The following is a 17,034-nucleotide window of genomic DNA, read 5'->3' on the forward strand; positions in this document are numbered from 1 at the left end:
TACATATGTCCGTCAACCTAATAGTTGTCAGCAACACCAAAGACTGGAGTTTTGAAATACCCGGAGTGGAGGTTATCTCAGCCAGGAGCTACCTGACCCAGGCCAAGTTTCTTAGCAGCCGCAATGCGCGAATATTCAACCTCACCCGAAGTTACAAGTATCAGACATCCGGATACTATGTATCCCTCCTGGCCGCCGCCAGAGGGCACCGTGCATTCCCTGACGTGGCTGCTATCGAAGAAATGAAAAGCCGGCCTGTCGTTCAGATATTAGGTGATGACCTGGATACGCTCATCCAGAAGTCACTGCATGACCTCCGTAGCGATAAATTTACCCTAAGCATATACTGGGGTAAAAACCTGTCTAAAAAATATGATAAGCTAAGTCTCCAGCTCTTTAACCTGTTTCGTTCGCCCCTCATACGGGCCCAGTTTGTAAAAGGGCAAAAGTGGACTCTGCAAAGCATCAGCCCCATTGCCACAAGTGATATTCCCGCGGACCATAAGCCTTACGTGGAGGAGTATGCCAGAACTTACTTTAGTGCCAGACGCTTTACCGTAAGCAAGCGACAGACACCGGGGTATGCGCTGGCCATATTAGTGAACCCTGAAGAAAAAACACCTCCGAGTTGCCAAAAGACAATTGCTAAGTTTCAAAAAGCTGCTGAAAAGGCCGGGCTGAGTGTAGAGCTTATCACCAAAGATGATTACAGCCGCCTGGCAGAATTCGATGCACTTTTTATCCGGGAAACTACCGCCGTCAATCATCACACCTTCAGGTTTGCTCAACGGGCCGCTGCGGAAGGGCTAGTGGTGATTGACGACCCAGATTCAATTATTCGCTGTACCAATAAGGTATACCTGGCAGAGTTAATGCAAATAAACCGTGTTAGCACCCCTAAGACCCTTATCGTGCACAAGGATAATCTGCAGGAAGCAAAGGACAAACTTGGATTCCCGTGCATCCTCAAACAGCCTGACAGTTCCTTTTCACAAGGCGTTTCGAAAGCTAAGGACGGCGAAGAGTATGAAAAAACAGCGGCAAAATTACTAAAAGAGACCAGTGAGCTAATTATCGCTCAGGAATTTATGCCTACCGACTTTGACTGGCGGGTAGGCATACTTGGCGGAGAGCCTTTGTATGTATGTAAATACTACATGGCACAGCAACACTGGCAAATTGTGAACTGGGACAAAGGGTCATCCACCCGGCAACATGCCGGCAAAAGTGACACCCTGGCGGTAGAAGATGCACCTGCAGGGCTGATTGACACAGCTATACAGGCCGCTAGTCTTATTGGGAAGGGACTTTACGGAGTGGATATTAAAGAAATAAACGGGCAGTACTACATCATTGAAATAAATGACAACCCCAGTATTGATACCGGTGTGGAAGACGCCATTCTGAAAGACAGCCTGTACCAGCATATCATGAACCATTTTCTCTCAAAAATTCGCGAGACCAAAGAGTCTCAGATTAAAAAATAAGAATGAAATCATACCACCTGTTCGAAGCCTACGGGGTAGAACTAGAATACATGATTGTAGACAGGAGTGACCTTAGTGTAAAACCTGTTTCAGACAAAGTAATGGAAAAGGTAACCGGCTTTATCACCGATGAGGTAATCGGCCCGGATATCAGTTGGAGTAACGAGCTAGTCCTCCACGTAATAGAATTAAAAACCACACGCCCGGCCGCCGGGCTTAACGGTCTAGCTGAAAAGTTCAGTGAAGCCATCTCAGAAATAAACCGGATACTGGAAGAGGAGAATGCAATGCTTCTGCCCACCGCCATGCACCCATTAATGCAACCGGAATCAGAAATGCATCTTTGGCCTCACGGGAACCGCGATATATACGCTGCCTACGACCGCATTTTCAACTGCAAAGGCCATGGCTGGGCTAACCTACAGAGCGTGCATCTTAACCTGCCTTTTAATGGTAAAGGAGAGTTTGCCCGTTTACATACCGCTATCAGAATTATATTACCATTACTCCCAGCTATAGCGGCCAGCTCCCCCATCTACGAAGGCGTACTGTCAGGATTAAGTGATAGCAGGCTTAATGTGTATAAGACCAACCAATGTGCTATTCCGCAAATTGCCGGTATGGTCATTCCTGAACCGGTCCTCTCCCCGGAAGAATATGACCGGGTGATTTTTCAACCAATGTACCAGGCCATAGCTCCGCTTGACCCGGACAGTATATTACAGGAAGAGTGGCTGAACAGCCGTGGAGCCATTGCCCGCTTCGATAGAAATGCCATTGAGATTCGTGTCATAGACATACAGGAATGCCCCGCAGCCGATCTGGCCATATTGCAAGCTACCTGTGCCGTACTACAGGCACTCGTGGAGGAACAGCTTTCCCCATTTTCACTGCAATTCCAGCAGGATACCGGTAAGCTTGCTGCCATTTTAAACGGCTCCATTCAATATGGAGAAGGGTATATTATAGAAGACGTGACCTACCTGGAAAGCCTGGGCCTGCTTCCGGAACCTGCAACAGCCGGAGCAGTATGGCAAAAGCTACTTGAGAAAATCACCATTCCTGAAGAGGCCATTAAACCTTTGAGGGTAATTCTTTCGGGAGGAACGCTTAGTAGCCGGATCAAAAAGGCTCTGGGAAGTGAACCAAATGTAGAGACTATCCAAGAAGTATACCGCCAGCTAGCAGACTGTTTGGCTAAAAATGAATCTTTCATTCCCGCTTCATGATTCTCTTAAGCTGTGAGCATGCCGGTAATAAAGTACCGGCAGCTTACCAAAAGCTCTTTTCCCAATGCGACAACCTCCTGCAATCGCACCGGGGCTGGGACCCCGGTGCACTCCCTGTAGCACAGGAGCTCAGCCGGCTCATCGATGCCAAATTATTTACCTATTCATACACCAGATTACTCATAGAACCTAACCGGAGTATCCACCACAAAAACCTTTTTAGCCACCTGAGTAAGGAACTCCCTAAACCCCGGAAACAGGACCTTATCGATAATTATTACCTGCCCTACCGCTTTAAAGTAGAGAAGGCCATTGAAGCAGCCCTACCAAGTGCTATCGTATGGCACTTTTCTATCCACTCATTCACCCCCGAGCTTAACGGTCAGGTCAGAAACACCGATATAGGCTTGCTTTATGATCCTTCCTCTAATTTAGAAAAAGAAATATGCCTGGAGGTAAAGAATCAACTCCTTCATCACTCGCCTTATCGCGTACGCCTGAATTACCCCTACCTTGGCAAAGCAGATGGCTTTACCACATATCTGAGAAGGAGATTTCCTGTAAACTATGCCGGCGTTGAAATCGAAATTAATCAAAACCTGGCATCTGCAAATCCAACCGCTGTAGCTGGAGCTATTGCTGAGGCTATTCAACAGATTTATCACCCCTTATAAAGAGCCTTAAATTCACCCTTTCTACTTCCAGTATTTGCCGCTGATGCCTTGATTTCGTTAATTGTCCGATTATTAAGACAGCACTATGGTACTTACCTTCTGGGATGGCGTCATCATTGTGACCTTTCTGGTCATCAGCCTTATCATCGGGCTTTACTTTAGCAAAAGAGCCAGTAAAGATATCAGCGAGTTTTTCCTGGGTGGCCGTAACCTCCCCTGGTGGATAGCAGGCACCTCAATGGTAGCCACTACATTTGCCGCTGACACCCCCCTGGCTGTAACCGAGCTGGTGGCTACGGATGGAGTGGCTGGCAACTGGCTCTGGTGGAACATGCTAGCCGGAGGTATGCTCACCGTGTTTTTCTTTGCAAGATACTGGCGACGTGCCGAGATCCTTACCGATGTAGAGCTCATCGAACTCAGGTATTCCGGCAAGCCTGCTGCCTTTCTTCGCGGCTTCAAAGCCATATACCTTGGCCTGTTCATGAACTCCCTCATTATCGGGTGGGTAAACCTCGCCCTTATGTCCTTGCTTCAGGTATTTTTCGATATTCCCGAAGACATGCTTATCTGGTACATCGCCGGAGCCATGATACTCGTCACTCTTTACAGCAGCCTTTCCGGACTGCTCGGGGTAGCCTTTACCGACCTTATCCAGTTCACCATCGCCATGGCTGGCTGTATTATCCTTGCCGTACTGGTCATTAACAGCGAAGATATCGGAGGCATCGAGGGTTTAAAAACAGCCCTGCCCGATGGCACTCTCAACCTCTTCCCGACCATCGGAAGCGAGGAAAGCTCAGGTACAGTCCTGGCGCTCAGTCTCGGTAGTTTTCTCACCTTTGTGGGTCTGCAATGGTGGGCAAGCTGGTACCCCGGCAGCGAACCTGGCGGCGGGGGCTACATAGCTCAGCGGATGATGAGCGCCAAAAATGAAAAGCACGCCGTATACGCCACCCTTTTCTTCCAGATAGCCCACTACTGCCTTCGCCCGTGGCCCTGGATACTGGTAGGCCTCAGCGCCATAGTACTATATCCTGAGCTACCTGCTGCAGATAAAAAATTAGGATTTGTAATGGCCATGCGGGATTTCCTCCCTCCTGGCCTACGCGGATTGTTGCTTGTAGCCTTTTTTGCCGCCTATATGAGTACAATATCCACACAGCTAAACTGGGGTACCAGTTACCTTGTGAATGACATCGTCAAGCGGTTTACCAAGGCGGGCAATAAGCAGCTTCTACTTGCCTCACGTATAGGCACCATTCTCGTTATGGCTGTGGCGCTATTCATCACTTCACACATTGAAACCATAGAAGGCGTATGGAAGCTTTTGCTCGAGGCCGGTGCAGGGCTCGGTCTGGTCCTGATTCTGCGCTGGTTCTGGTGGCGCGTCAATGCCTACAGTGAAATCACCGCTACCATCTTCCCGCTGCTAGCTTATCTGGCAGGCCACTATTGGCTGAATCTCGAGTTTCCCGAAAGCTTTGTATTCATACTGATCACTACCAGCATCGCCTGGCTTGTAGTAACCTTCCTGACCCGCCCCACAGACAGGCAGCACCTAAAGGCATTTTACGAACGGATCAGACCCGACGGCTGGTGGGGACCTTTTCAAGATGCAGACACGAGTAAAAGTAGCTGGGCCAGGCTTCGCAAACTTACCATCTGCTGGCTTAGCGCCATTATTATGGCCTATTCCACCCTCTTTCTCATTGGTAAAGTCATCTTCATGGAATGGACAGAAGCAGCTATTTATCTGCTTACAGCTGTTGTTAGCTTAAGCATACTCCTGATTACCGCAAAACAGGTACGCATATTTGGTGACTAATCAGGGAATTAGCCACTACCCTACTATCTTTGCCACGTTCATTCAGAAAACTGACGCACACTATCGTATGCAGGTACAGGAAAACGTCTCTTTAAAGCCCTACAACTCCTTTGGCATTGAAGCCGATGCCAAATATTTTGCCGAGGTTACTTCCGTAGCCGATCTGCAAAAGCTTCTCAAGGATTCACGGTACCTGGACGCCACCAAGCTAATCCTGGGCGGTGGCAGTAATGTACTGATGACTGGTCACTTTGATGGCATCGTGATAAAAATGAACATCAAAGGCATTGAAGAGATCAGGAAGGATGAAGCTCATACCTGGCTCAGGATTGGCGCCGGGGAAAATTGGCACCAATTTGTACTGAATACCATTGATCGTGGCCTAAGTGGAGTCGAAAACCTATCGCTTATTCCTGGCACTGTCGGTGCCGCCCCTATGCAAAATATTGGCGCCTATGGCGTGGAGCTTTGCGAAGTCTTCGAAAAGCTTGAAGCCGTGGAAATATCATCAGGCAAAGTGGAGCATTTCGATCATGATACCTGCCACTTCGGATACCGTGAAAGCATTTTCAAGAAAGAACTCAAGGGGCGTCACATCATCACTCATGTCACCCTCAGGTTGAATAATCAGCCTTCTTTCAACACCTCTTACGGAGCCATCAAGCAGGTGCTGGAAGAACGAAACATTACCGAATTATCCACCCGTGCTATCAGTGACGCTGTCATCCATATAAGGCAAAGTAAACTACCCGACCCACGCGTAATCGGAAATGCCGGCAGCTTTTTCAAAAATCCGGTTATCTCCATTGAAGAGTTTAATAGACTTCAGGCGGCTTTCCCGGAGGTTCCCCACTACCCCCAATCTGACGGCACCATTAAAGTACCGGCAGGATGGCTCATTGAGCAGGCCGGATGGAAAGGCAAACGAGTAGGTCATACAGGAGTACATGACCGGCAGGCATTGGTATTGGTGAACCATGGCGGCGCGCAAGGTCATGAAGTGGTAGAACTTGCTAAATCCATTCAAGCGTCCGTAAAGGAAAAATTCGGGATTGGGATCCGCCCTGAAGTCAACATCATTTGAGGTAGCCTAGACCAGTGGCGACACGTTCTCCAGGCTACCTCTATATTGTTCCACCTCCACACCAAACCTTTCTAAAAAATCCACCCCTTCTTCCTGCGTAATACCTTTATAGGCTGCATAAGACTTAAGGAAGATAACGCGGATAATCCCCATACTGTAAATGATACGGGCGCAAGCCAGGCAGGGAGCCAGGGTCACATACAAGGTAGACCCCTCCACGGAAGCATTGTTTTTCACTGCATAGAGTATCGCATTCTGCTCTGCATGTATAGCCAGAGAGCAACTTCCCTTACGGTCCAGGGCACAGCCCTCATCCGGCCATTCCACATCGCAGTTGTGCGTACCTGAAGGCGGACCATTGTATCCAATACTAATAATTCTCGTGTCTTTTGTGAGCACTGCTCCCACATGCCGGCGCACACAATGTGAGCGCTTGGCAAGGTTTACAGCCAGCTCCATAAAAATGTCATCAAAATCAGGCTTCTCCATCCCTCTTCACTATGTTTGGCACGATATTCGAAATCGAAAATAGAAAAGAATACCTATATTTACTGCCTTTAGCGCAAAAGTAATTTTAAATACCATTGCCATGCTACGTCGCATATTTTTACTTGCAATTTGCTGCATCGGATTAGGCCTTGCTCCCACTATGGCGCAGGATTCACTTACTCCCGAACCCAGCCCACTCGAGGTTGTGTCTGTTAAGCTCAACGACCTGTATATGAAAGTTGTCTATAGCAGACCCCATATGAGAGGTCGCGACATATTCGGCGGTCTCGTACCCTATGGCGAGGTGTGGCGTACCGGAGCCAATGAGGCTACAGAGATTACTCTTACCGAAGATGTCATTTTCGGAGGAAAAGAGCTCCCCGCAGGAACCTACGCAATATTTACCATTCCAAATGAAGATAGCTGGACTGTCATAGTCAATACCGATCTCGGACAGTGGGGCGCATTTAAATATAATGAAGAGTTGAACCTCTTCACCTTTGAGGTACCCGTAGAAAAAACCGATGTGGCTTATGAGCCCTTCACCATCACCTTCGACCTCAATAAAGATAGTGTGTCCATGAACATGATCTGGGACCGAACTAAAGTTACTATTCCTATTGAGCCTCAGTAAGCCCGGCGAATCGTAGAAACAAAAGATAAGGCGCTCCTCACGGAACGCCTTTATTTTTTATATTGCATTTGGGAATAAACAGTAAAGCCATGGCCACCGAAAAGCGATTTACAAGTCTAAAGGAATTTTACCCTTTTTACCTCTCAGAGCACCAAGACCCTACCTGCCGCACCCTTCACTTTATCGGCACTTCCCTCCTCTTCGGCATACTTATATGGGCTCTGGCCACGCAAACATGGTGGGGATTACTGTTGATACCCCTTGTAGGCTATGGCTTTGCCTGGGTTGGTCATTTCTTTTTTGAAAAAAATAAGCCAGCCACCTTTCAGTATCCAGCCTATAGCCTGGCATCGGATTTCATCATGTTCAAAGACCTCCTTACCGGCCGTGAGTCATTTAACCCCCGCAAAGAAGACAAGAAAACTCACCCTTCATAGTATATACGATAAACTGCGTTTGCCTTATCGTCAGACAATAAAAATGAGCCGTCAGGCATTTCTAACAGGTCTACCGGTCTGCCCCAGGCTTCCTGTTCTGCATCGTTAAGCCAGCCTTCGGCAAACACCTTATATCCTGATGCTTCTGAATTGTCCACTACAGGCACCATCGTTACACGGTAACCTATCTTTTCAGACCGGTTCCAGCTCCCGTGTTCAGCTATGAAAATATTCCGGCGATACTGTTCCGGAAACTTATTACCCCGGTAAAACTTCATACCTAGTGGCGCCACATGCGGCCCTAAGTTTTGTGCAGGAGCTGTAAAACGGCTACAGTCATACTTACTGCCAAATTCCGGATCACTGATCGTGCCTCCGTGGCAGTATGGATAGCCAAAATGCATGCCTTTCTCAGGTGCCCTGTTTAACTCACAGGGCGGCATGTTATCTCCCAGCATATCGCGCCCATTGTCTGTAAACCACAGCTCATTAGTCTGCGGGTTCCAGTCAAACCCAACAGAGTTTCTCACGCCATGGACGAAAATTTCCATATCCGTGCCATCAGGATTCATTCTCGTAATGGATGCGTAAATAGAGTCACTTTCACAAATATTGCAGGGTGCACCTACAGGCACATACAGTTTGCCATCCGGACCAAATGCAATATACTTCCATCCATGATGTGTGTCGGAAGGATACTCATCATAGATTACTTCTGGCTCTCCAGGCGTCTCCAGGTTATTCTCTATGTCACTCAGCTTTAATATCCTGCTAATTTCCGCTATATAGAGATCTCCCTCCCTGAAAGCAACTCCATTAGGAGTATTCAGGCCACTGGCCACTACCCACATCTTATCTGCTACCATATCACCGTCCGTATCACGCAGCGCGCGTACCTCATCATGTTTGCGACTGGACACGAAGATTGTTCCGTTTTTTCCCATAGCAAGAGAGCGCGCATTTTCTACTCCGGTAGCATAATGAGCTATTTTAAAGCCTTCTGGCAAAATGATCGTTTCGAGTGGAAGCGAATCAATGACAATATCCTGACCACCGGCGTTCATATCACCATTATCCTGCTCCTTTACCTGATCATCATCAGTAACAGCTCCGGACTCTTCTGAACCGGAATCACAGGCAGAAAAAAAACAAAGCACGGCCAGTATGAGTAAATTTCTGAATGTAGGCATAGTTAGAGTTTCAGTTTCAAACTACACAATTATACGCAATGAAGATTGTTTATGATAGCCCCGTTTCATACTGTCATTCTAGCAACGTAACTTTGCTCTATGCTTTCTATAAATAACCTGTCATACTACATCGGCGACCGACCTCTGTACGAAGAGGCTAACCTTCACATCAAACCTAAAGATAAGATAGGCCTTATTGGCTTGAATGGTACAGGAAAAAGTACCCTGCTAAGACTGATAACAGGTGAGTACACACCTGACGGAGGTGAAATCAGCTATGGGAATGACTGTAGCATCGGTTTTCTTAATCAGGACTTACTTAGCTATCAATCTTCAGAGTCTATACTAAGCGTGGCCATGGGTGCCTTTGCCGAGGCATTATATGTTCAGGAAAAAATTAATGAAACGCTGAAGGAAATGGAAACCAACTACAGGGATGAGTTGGTAGACAAGCTGGCAAAACTTCAGGAAAAGTTTGAGGCCATGGAGGGCTACACCCTGCAGTCCCGGGCCGAAGAAATACTGGAAGGCATTGGTTTTCGTACGGAAGACCTTGAAAGGCCCCTGCAGGAGTTCAGTGGCGGTTGGCGCATGCGAGTGATGCTGGCAAAGTTACTTTTGGAAAAGCCCAGCCTGCTCATGCTTGATGAGCCTACCAACCACCTTGATCTTCCTTCTATCCAATGGGTGGAAAACTACCTGCGCAACTACGAAGGCGCCATTATCGTCGTGTCCCACGACCGCCAGTTCCTGGATAATACCATCACCTCCATAGTAGAAGTATCCCAGCAGCAGTTGAACCAGTACTCTGGCAACTACACGTTCTTCGTAGAAGAGAAGGCTATGCGGGATGAAATTCAGCAGAATGCCTTTGAAAATCAACAGCAAAAGATCAAGCAAACCGAACGGTTTATCGAGCGCTTCCGTAGTAAAGCCACTAAAGCACGCCAGGTACAATCCCGCGTTAAGGCCCTGGAAAAAATGGATCGGGTAGAAGAAGTTACAGACACTAATGTCGCTATAAACTTCGATTTCCGCTTCAATCAGCAATCGGGTAAGCAAGTAATGGAGCTGGAAGATATCAGCAAAGGCTATGGCGACTTGGAGTTACTGGAAAGTACAGATGCCCGTATTATGCGTGGAGATAAGATTGCGCTGATTGGTGCCAATGGTAAGGGTAAATCTACCCTGCTACGCATTATCTTCGGAATGGAAAAGCATGCAGGCTTACGTAAGGAAGGATATAATGTGATAACAGCCTTTTTTGCGCAGCACCAACTGGAAAGTCTGAATATTGATAACGAAATCATTGAAGAGCTAAAACAAGCCGGCAGCGGTAAGACAGAACAGGAACTTAGGGCTGTACTGGGCTGCTTCCTCTTCTCTGATGAAGAAGTACACAAAAAGATCAAGGTTTTATCAGGAGGAGAAAAGTCAAGGGTAGCTCTGGCAAAGACCATCATATCGGAAGCTAACTTCCTGATGCTTGATGAACCGACAAACCACCTGGATATGATCTCTGAGAATATCCTGATCCAGGCGTTGCAGCAATATCAAGGCACCTATGTAGTCGTATCACACAATCGCCACTTCATAAATGAGGTAGCCAATAAGATTTGGTATATAGAGGATAAGGAGATCAAAGAATACCCTGGCACTTATAAGGAATACTTGTACTGGCGCTCGCAGGTAGCCCCTCCCCCGGCTGAAGAAAAAAAAGAAAAGCCTAAAAAGGAGGAAAAACCTAGTCGAAACCAGGCTCAGCAGGAAGAATATAAAGAGCTTCAACGTTCGCTCAAGAAGCTTCAGAAGTCAATGGAAGAGCATGAGCAGCAGATAGCCAAGCTGGAAAAGGAGAAGAAGGAACTGGAAGAGAAAATGGCCAAACCAGACATTTATGGTGATCCCGACAAGCTTCTTGAAGTAAACGAGAAGTATGACGGAGTAAAAAAACTGATGGAAGAGCAGACAGAAAAGTGGGAATCTGTGGCCATGGAAATCGACGAAATGGAAGAAAAACTTAGCTAGAGACATAAAAAAAGCCGGAATTCATTTCCGGCTTAAGTAGTAGCATTCTCCTCATAATCAATTTACGGACATTAGCCTCGTAAAGAGTATCTTAAACAAGCTTATTGTTTTCATCTAAAAAAATCCGGTGGAGCCGTTTGCCCCACAGGATTTTTGCAGTCCAAAATAGCTAAACGCTCGCAATCCGTTCCGAAAGATTGCTACCCCTCAGACACAGCCTTTTGTTAAAAGGTTGGAATGAGCAGAATTTTTTTTCATCTAATATGATATTTAATTCCTGTTGAGATAAGGAAGCTGCTAGGCTTACTATCAAATAAAGCACCTTCCTCCGCCAGGTTATCCAGTGAATGTTGGTACATAGGGCCCGCAGAAATGCTGAAATCCGGCGTAATCCGATACAATAACTCCCCGCTAAGCACCCCATTGATCGTCATGCTTTTAAAGGGGTTGTTTTCATCTCCACGTCTGGTCTCAAAGCTGCCGTAGGCTGAGGGGTTATCCGAAGTTATCGTATTGGCTAAGAAGAAGTTTGCAGAAATACCTGAGGAAAGCAGGAACTGCACCTTCTCTCCGCCAAATACGTAGCCAAGCTTTACCGGCACTGTCAGAAACTCAAAAGAGTTAGTCGTTTTCGTATCGGTATTTATCCATTCTATTTGCTTATAACCTTCACTCTGTGGTGCATCAGCATTTGACAATAATATAGGATATTTCAGCTGGCTGGGAACATCCTGAAACACCAGGGTAGTATTACTTGTGGCATTCATCCGCTGATAGGAAAGGCCGCTTTGCCAGACAAAATGCTTACCCAGCATGCCCGCCACATTAAAGTTCATATCATAACTAAAGGTGGGCTGTATTTCCTGGTCTATGTCGGGCTCTTCCAGACGTGCCCCACCTCCTTTTTTACCGAACTGAACAGAGGGTAATTCTGCCCCGGGTCTTTCATTAAATGATGGATCAAAGCTGCCTCCGGCAAAACTCAACCCTGTCCAAAGCTTTTCCTTTTCCCAGGACTTCACTGTCCTCTCTTCCTCCAGCTTTTCAAACATGGTATTATCAGGTACCCGATATACCGTAATGGCTACAGTCTGAAGGTTGACAGGAAGCAAAAACGGGCCTTTAGTAGTAAGACTGGCAGGTGAATTAAGTAGCTCCTTATTTATTTCGTTAAAGGCATAAACTGAGCCTGTGGTAGTTTCCATCGGGTCATGCGTTGCTTCATCCTGATAGGCTTCTATTCGATCTTCCTGGTTAGCAGAGGCATTTAGCCTCCTATTTTCATCTCCTGTCTCCACCACCACATTCTCTACGGCACCTGAAGCAAGATCACCACTTGTGTGGACTATCCCGGTTTGCTGGTCTGCATTATTCTGTGCAAGAGAACTTCCATTTATCTGACCGGACTGGGGACCCTGACCTGATTTATTATCCGAAGCGGCGTTATCGATGTCAGCTTGGGGGGAATGACTAGGTTCCAATAACTCCTGTTCGCTATTCATCGTTTGTTCAGTTGCAAGTTGATCTCCCCCGCCATTATTAAATAAAAGGACACCTCCCCCTACTGAAACAACGAGAAATAAAGAGGCTGCTACCCACCAAACCCAGGCTGCTTTGCGTGACTTTTTATTATCCAGGGAAGATTCAATACCTTCCCATACACCAGGAGATGGAGTTCTGGAAGCACCTTCAAATGCGTCATGCCACTCCCTTTCGAAATCTGACGGTTTATTTGAACGTTCCATACCTCAACTCATCCTCACTATTGATCATTTCCTTTAGTAATAGCCTCGCTCTGCTATACTGGGATTTTGACGTCCCTTCTGAAATATTCAGCATTTTAGCTATTTCCTTATGCCCGTATCCTTCTATTGCAAACAAGTTAAATATTACCCGGCACCCATCCGGTAACCGATGGATGAATCCGAGTAATTCCTGATATCTATAGCCTGAAAGCGTTGTTTCCTGTTGCTGAAGAGACCGCATTTCATCTACATCTACCATGGGGTACATATAAAGCTTACTTCTTTGATGGTTTAGTGCGGTATTGACCAGGATTTTTTTGATCCAGAAGAAAAGTGAGGACTCCTTACGGAAGGTTTCTATGTTTTTGAATACTTTAATAAAAGCCTCCTGCAATATATCCTCTGCCTCATCCTGAGCCTTGACATACCGCATAGCCACCACAAGCATCTGACCCGCATACAGATCATATAGCTTACGCTGAGCTTTGCGATCCTTTTTACAGCAACCGGTGATCAACTCTTCTTCCAGTTCCATATCAGTTCTGACCGGTTTCAAAAGGACTCTCATATCCTCCTGCACAGACACAGGTAATTTCTAAAAGGTTGGAACAGCGTAATTTTTCCTTCAAAAATTTTTCAATAAACGCTTTTTTCATGAAGTTGCCGTTCCCCTAAACATACTTACTATCCGGAAAATATGCTTTCAGGAAGCTTTAAAATTCTTTTATTTTTAGCGGCTACAAGCCTGCTACTACAAGCCTGTGTCCCTGTTTCCCAACCCGTTGGCTCAAGCTCATCAGCCACAACACAGCCGGACACCAACATCCCACTTGCTAATTATGTAGCTTCAGACAACCTGAAAACGGTAAGGCTATATCCTAACACCGGCGATGTAAATGATGTAATGTACCCACCCATCGTGCCTCTTGCACAGGCCGCACCGCTATACCTTGAGTTTGATGACCTTACAGGTGAATACGCTCAATATGCTTATAAGATTATCCACTGCGATGAGGATTGGACTCCTTCACAACTATCCAATCTTGAGTATCTGTTTGATTACAATGAATTCAACATTACCCAGCATGAATTTTCGTATAACACCCGTACACAATACGTTCACTATTTCACTCCCCTGCCAAAAGTAAAGCAGCCTGGAAACTATGTTTTGCAGCTATATCGTAATGATACGCCAGGAAATATTCTTCTAACCCAGAGGTTCATGGTATATGACAACCAAGTCTTGGTAAGCCCCCGTATCGGGCTGGCAGAAGCTGTAGCCGCCAGGCGTACCCGGCAACAGGTACAATTTACAGTGAACTACAATAACCTGGCCGTATTGAACCCATTTGAGCAGGTTAAAGTGGTAATAAGAAAGAACTATCGCTGGGACAATGCCATCACTAACCTAAAACCAAACTTCGTAAGGGAAGGACAAAACCAGCTTGAGTATGAGTATTTCGACCTTCGAAATACATTTTACGGAGGCAATCAGTATCGGTTTTTTGATATCCGCATGCTGAACGCACTAGGAAGGAATGTTGGAAAAATCAAAATGGAGCCTGATGGTGTTAAGGCTTTTCTGTTAAAAGATAAGTCCAGGGCAAATCAGCCCTATACTCAATATCCTGACTTTGACGGAGGATATGTAATTGAAAATGTGGAGAGAGGAACGGGTACCGGCGCTACGGAAAGTGACTATGTATCAGTTAACTTCCTGCTGGAAACCACTGATAAGGCGATAGGTGACATATATGTGCTGGGACAAATGAATCAATACAAACATACCGAAGAGAATAAGCTCACGTACGATCCTGCTGTTTCTGGTTACACCGGTGACCTGCTTTTGAAACAAGGATGGTATGATTACATCTACTATGCCCCGGAGGCACCGAATCCATACATGTATGAGGGAAGTTTTAACCAGACTGAAAATATTTATGAGATACTGGTTTACTTTCGTGGACAGACAGACAGAACGGACTATCTGGTAGGTTACTCACGCGTAACTGTAAATGATGATTGAGAAATTATGGCCAAGTGTGATCAGGCTGTAATACAGCCTGATTAATGACTTTCATGATTAATGACTTTCATCTTCGGAGACTTCTTCCTGAGAAACTTCTTCCCTCTTGCGTTTTTCCTTTGTTTCCGGTGCTTTAGCCTGGGCCTGCTCAAAGGTGAAAGCCTTTGTACGTTTTGCCGGATCTGAATTAGCAATATCCAGCATACCAAACCCTTTATGAGTGAAGTTACCTAACCCACAAGTAAATACAAATGACTGCACTTCTGGTGATGCATATAATCTGAAAGGGAATGTGTATCCTCTTACCTCATATTTAACATCCTGGTCATAGACAGGGTAGATTCGGGCAAACTTCTTCTGTGAATCACGAATACGAGCCAGATAATCTGCGTCAGGTACTAACTGAAACTTGTAGAATGAACTAAGCTGCTCAGGGGTATAGCCGAGTTGCTCCATTCTATCTATAGTAGATTCATAAAGTATATCTGAAAAACTATCTGATTCGGGAGAGATAAATCGCTTGCCTTCACTGTCATTAAATCCTGGTACTACTAGTACCAGAGGAGAAATACAGATGAATTTAGATACATCTGTCAGCTCTGGGTATTCCTCTTCTTCTACTGAGTCAGGACTCAATATCAGGTTACCCATCTCGATTTTTGGGTAAGCAAAAAGATTCTTTATAAAATAGCCGATGAATTTTTCGCTGGGTGAAGATAATACCAGTGTAACTTTACTGGAGAAGAAGTGTAATCCATTACGACTAATCTTAGTCTGTCCCTTCAGCCCCGAAAAATTATAAAAGCCATAGGTTGAATATGTGCTATCCCCTCCTTGCATAAGTATCCCTTTAATTAGCTGAGCTAAAAGGAACTGATGATGAAAGGGCACATTTGCTCCCCGGTTTTTTAAATTAAAAATTATTCTAACTCTCAAAGTTCTAAGTCGTCAGTACGATCAAAAAATAAAATCTTCAGGGAATAAACATAGAAAGAATTGATGTTGTTTAGCATTCCCTAAACAGTAATATGGTTCACATGTGCGAATCTAAGACTTTTCGAGGAGAATAATGAGTTTAAACCTTTATACATTGAAACGAAAGTGCATGATATCACCATCTTTAACAATATATTCTTTTCCCTCGATAGATATTTTCCCAGCCTCTCTGCACGCTGCTTCAGTTTTATATTGCTGATAGTCATCCAGTTTTATAACCTCCGCCTTAATAAATCCTCTCTCAAAATCAGTGTGGATGACTCCGGCGGCGGCAGGTGCCTTCCACCCGTTTTTGATAGTCCAGGCTCTTACCTCCTGCTTTCCGGCAGTGAAGTAAGTTATAAGGTCTAAAAGCGCGTAACTGGCCCTTATAAGTTTACTCAGGCCACTTTCAGTTAGTCCATATTCCTCAAGGAACATGGACTGCTCCTCGTCATCCAATTCGGCTATCTGTGATTCCAAGGCTGCACATAACTTAATGATCTGTGCGTTTTCGCCTTGTATTGACTCTCTCAGCTTAGAAACATACTCATTATCTTCATGCAACGAGTTTTCGTCTACATTAGCCACATAGATCACAGGCTTGATAGTAAGCAGCTGCCAGCTCTTTATAATCGGGTATTCTTCCTTTGTGTACTCCACAGAACGGGCGTTCTGACCGGACTCCAATGTTTTCTTATACCGCAAAAGGATCTCCATTTCCTTTTTAGCCTTCGCATCACCGCTCTTGGCTACTTTTTCCTGACGTTGTATCCTTTTATCAATTGAATCCAGGTCCTTCAGCTGCAGTTCATAGTCGATAACCTCTTTATCACCTACCGGGTCAACTTTCCCTTCTACGTGCACAATGTTTTCATCATCGAAACACCGTACCACATGAATAATGGCATCTGTTTCACGAATATTGGCCAAAAACTTATTTCCCAGCCCTTCGCCCTTGCTAGCTCCCTTAACCAGCCCGGCAATATCCACAAACTCAATCACAGCGGGTATGACCTTTTCAGGGCTCACGAGGGTTTCCAATACTTTGAGGCGGCCATCCGGTACGGTAACCACGCCCACGTTGGGCTCAATGGTACAGAAAGGAAAGTTGGCAGCCTCGGCCTGATTTTTTGATAACGCGTTAAAAAGAGTGGATTTACCAACATTCGGAAGTCCTACGATCCCGCACTGAAGTCCCATAACTA

General features: G+C 45.8%; 15 protein-coding genes. 9 read left to right on the forward strand and 6 right to left on the reverse strand.

Features of this window, described 5'->3' with window-relative positions:
* Nucleotides 1–5: 5 nt before the first annotated feature.
* The 5 genes from AB9P05_RS23575 to murB all read left to right on the forward strand — a co-directional run bounded on the left by AB9P05_RS23575 (nucleotide 6) and on the right by murB (nucleotide 6,302).
* On the forward strand, nucleotides 6–1,487 hold the full coding sequence (locus AB9P05_RS23575) for a RimK family protein (RefSeq protein WP_371911301.1): 1,482 nt from the start codon (nucleotides 6–8) through the stop codon (nucleotides 1,485–1,487).
* Between the two features lie 2 nt (nucleotides 1,488–1,489).
* Nucleotides 1,490–2,716 (forward strand): glutamate-cysteine ligase family protein, encoded by a 1,227-nt coding sequence (locus AB9P05_RS23580; protein ID WP_371911302.1) that lies wholly within the window; start codon nucleotides 1,490–1,492, stop codon nucleotides 2,714–2,716.
* Nucleotides 2,713–3,390: an N-formylglutamate amidohydrolase gene (locus tag AB9P05_RS23585; protein ID WP_371911303.1), complete on the forward strand. Its 678-nt coding sequence runs from the start codon at nucleotides 2,713–2,715 to the stop codon at nucleotides 3,388–3,390. Before AB9P05_RS23580 ends, AB9P05_RS23585 begins: the two co-directional genes overlap by 4 nt.
* An 85-nt stretch (nucleotides 3,391–3,475) precedes the next feature.
* Complete coding sequence (locus AB9P05_RS23590; RefSeq protein ID WP_371911304.1) at nucleotides 3,476–5,218, forward strand: sodium:solute symporter family protein; 1,743 nt, start codon at nucleotides 3,476–3,478, stop codon at nucleotides 5,216–5,218.
* Complete coding sequence (gene murB / locus AB9P05_RS23595) at nucleotides 5,211–6,302, forward strand: UDP-N-acetylmuramate dehydrogenase (protein ID WP_371911381.1); 1,092 nt, start codon at nucleotides 5,211–5,213, stop codon at nucleotides 6,300–6,302. Before AB9P05_RS23590 ends, murB begins: the two co-directional genes overlap by 8 nt.
* A 6-nt stretch (nucleotides 6,303–6,308) precedes the next feature.
* Here the strand turns inward: murB and AB9P05_RS23600 are convergent, their stop codons facing one another.
* Complete coding sequence (locus tag AB9P05_RS23600) at nucleotides 6,309–6,791, reverse strand: cytidine/deoxycytidylate deaminase family protein (protein ID WP_371911305.1); 483 nt, start codon at nucleotides 6,789–6,791, stop codon at nucleotides 6,309–6,311.
* A gap of 100 nt (nucleotides 6,792–6,891) precedes the next feature.
* Between AB9P05_RS23600 and AB9P05_RS23605 the strand changes: the two genes are divergently transcribed.
* Both AB9P05_RS23605 and AB9P05_RS23610 read left to right on the forward strand, forming a co-directional pair.
* Nucleotides 6,892–7,425 (forward strand): DUF2911 domain-containing protein, encoded by a 534-nt coding sequence (locus tag AB9P05_RS23605; RefSeq protein WP_371911306.1) that lies wholly within the window; start codon nucleotides 6,892–6,894, stop codon nucleotides 7,423–7,425.
* A 68-nt stretch (nucleotides 7,426–7,493) separates the two neighbouring features.
* The gene (locus AB9P05_RS23610) at nucleotides 7,494–7,862 is read left to right on the forward strand and encodes an Mpo1-like protein (RefSeq protein ID WP_371911307.1); all 369 of its coding nucleotides are present in this window, start codon (nucleotides 7,494–7,496) and stop codon (nucleotides 7,860–7,862) included.
* Here AB9P05_RS23610 and AB9P05_RS23615 read toward each other — a convergent pair.
* Nucleotides 7,850–9,052, reverse strand: coding sequence for a sorbosone dehydrogenase family protein (locus AB9P05_RS23615; protein ID WP_371911308.1), 1,203 nt, complete (start codon nucleotides 9,050–9,052; stop codon nucleotides 7,850–7,852). The genes AB9P05_RS23610 and AB9P05_RS23615 overlap by 13 nt on opposite strands.
* Nucleotides 9,053–9,151: 99 nt before the next feature.
* Here AB9P05_RS23615 and AB9P05_RS23620 point away from each other — a divergent pair, with 99 nt between their 5' ends.
* Nucleotides 9,152–11,080 carry an ABC-F family ATP-binding cassette domain-containing protein gene (locus AB9P05_RS23620; protein ID WP_371911309.1) on the forward strand — a complete coding sequence of 643 codons (1,929 nt, stop codon included), beginning with the start codon at nucleotides 9,152–9,154 and terminating at the stop codon, nucleotides 11,078–11,080.
* Between the two features lie 254 nt (nucleotides 11,081–11,334).
* Here AB9P05_RS23620 and AB9P05_RS23625 read toward each other — a convergent pair whose 3' ends face one another.
* Together AB9P05_RS23625 and AB9P05_RS23630 are read right to left on the reverse strand one after the other, a co-directional pair.
* Nucleotides 11,335–12,825, reverse strand: coding sequence for a hypothetical protein (locus AB9P05_RS23625; protein ID WP_371911310.1), 1,491 nt, complete (start codon nucleotides 12,823–12,825; stop codon nucleotides 11,335–11,337).
* Nucleotides 12,809–13,360, reverse strand: a complete 552-nt coding sequence (locus AB9P05_RS23630; RefSeq protein ID WP_371911311.1) for an RNA polymerase sigma factor — start codon at nucleotides 13,358–13,360, stop codon at nucleotides 12,809–12,811. The genes AB9P05_RS23625 and AB9P05_RS23630 overlap by 17 nt, the downstream gene beginning before the upstream one ends.
* Nucleotides 13,361–13,522: 162 nt before the next feature.
* On the opposite strand from AB9P05_RS23630, the gene AB9P05_RS23635 reads away from it, so the two are divergent.
* Nucleotides 13,523–14,851: a DUF5103 domain-containing protein gene (locus AB9P05_RS23635; protein ID WP_371911312.1), complete on the forward strand. Its 1,329-nt coding sequence runs from the start codon at nucleotides 13,523–13,525 to the stop codon at nucleotides 14,849–14,851.
* A gap of 57 nt (nucleotides 14,852–14,908) precedes the next feature.
* Here AB9P05_RS23635 and cas6 read toward each other — a convergent pair whose 3' ends face one another.
* Together cas6 and ychF are read right to left on the reverse strand one after the other, a co-directional pair.
* A complete protein-coding gene (gene cas6, locus AB9P05_RS23640; protein ID WP_371911313.1) occupies nucleotides 14,909–15,787 on the reverse strand; it encodes a CRISPR-associated endoribonuclease Cas6 in 879 nt (292 codons plus the stop codon).
* 147 nt (nucleotides 15,788–15,934) lie between these two features.
* Nucleotides 15,935–17,029 (reverse strand): redox-regulated ATPase YchF, encoded by a 1,095-nt coding sequence (gene ychF / locus AB9P05_RS23645; RefSeq protein ID WP_371911314.1) that lies wholly within the window; start codon nucleotides 17,027–17,029, stop codon nucleotides 15,935–15,937.
* Between the last annotated feature and the right edge of the window lie 5 nt (nucleotides 17,030–17,034).

The sequence above is a fragment of the Roseivirga sp. BDSF3-8 genome (assembly GCF_041449215.1).
Classification (GTDB): Bacteria; Bacteroidota; Bacteroidia; order Cytophagales; family Cyclobacteriaceae; genus JBGNFV01.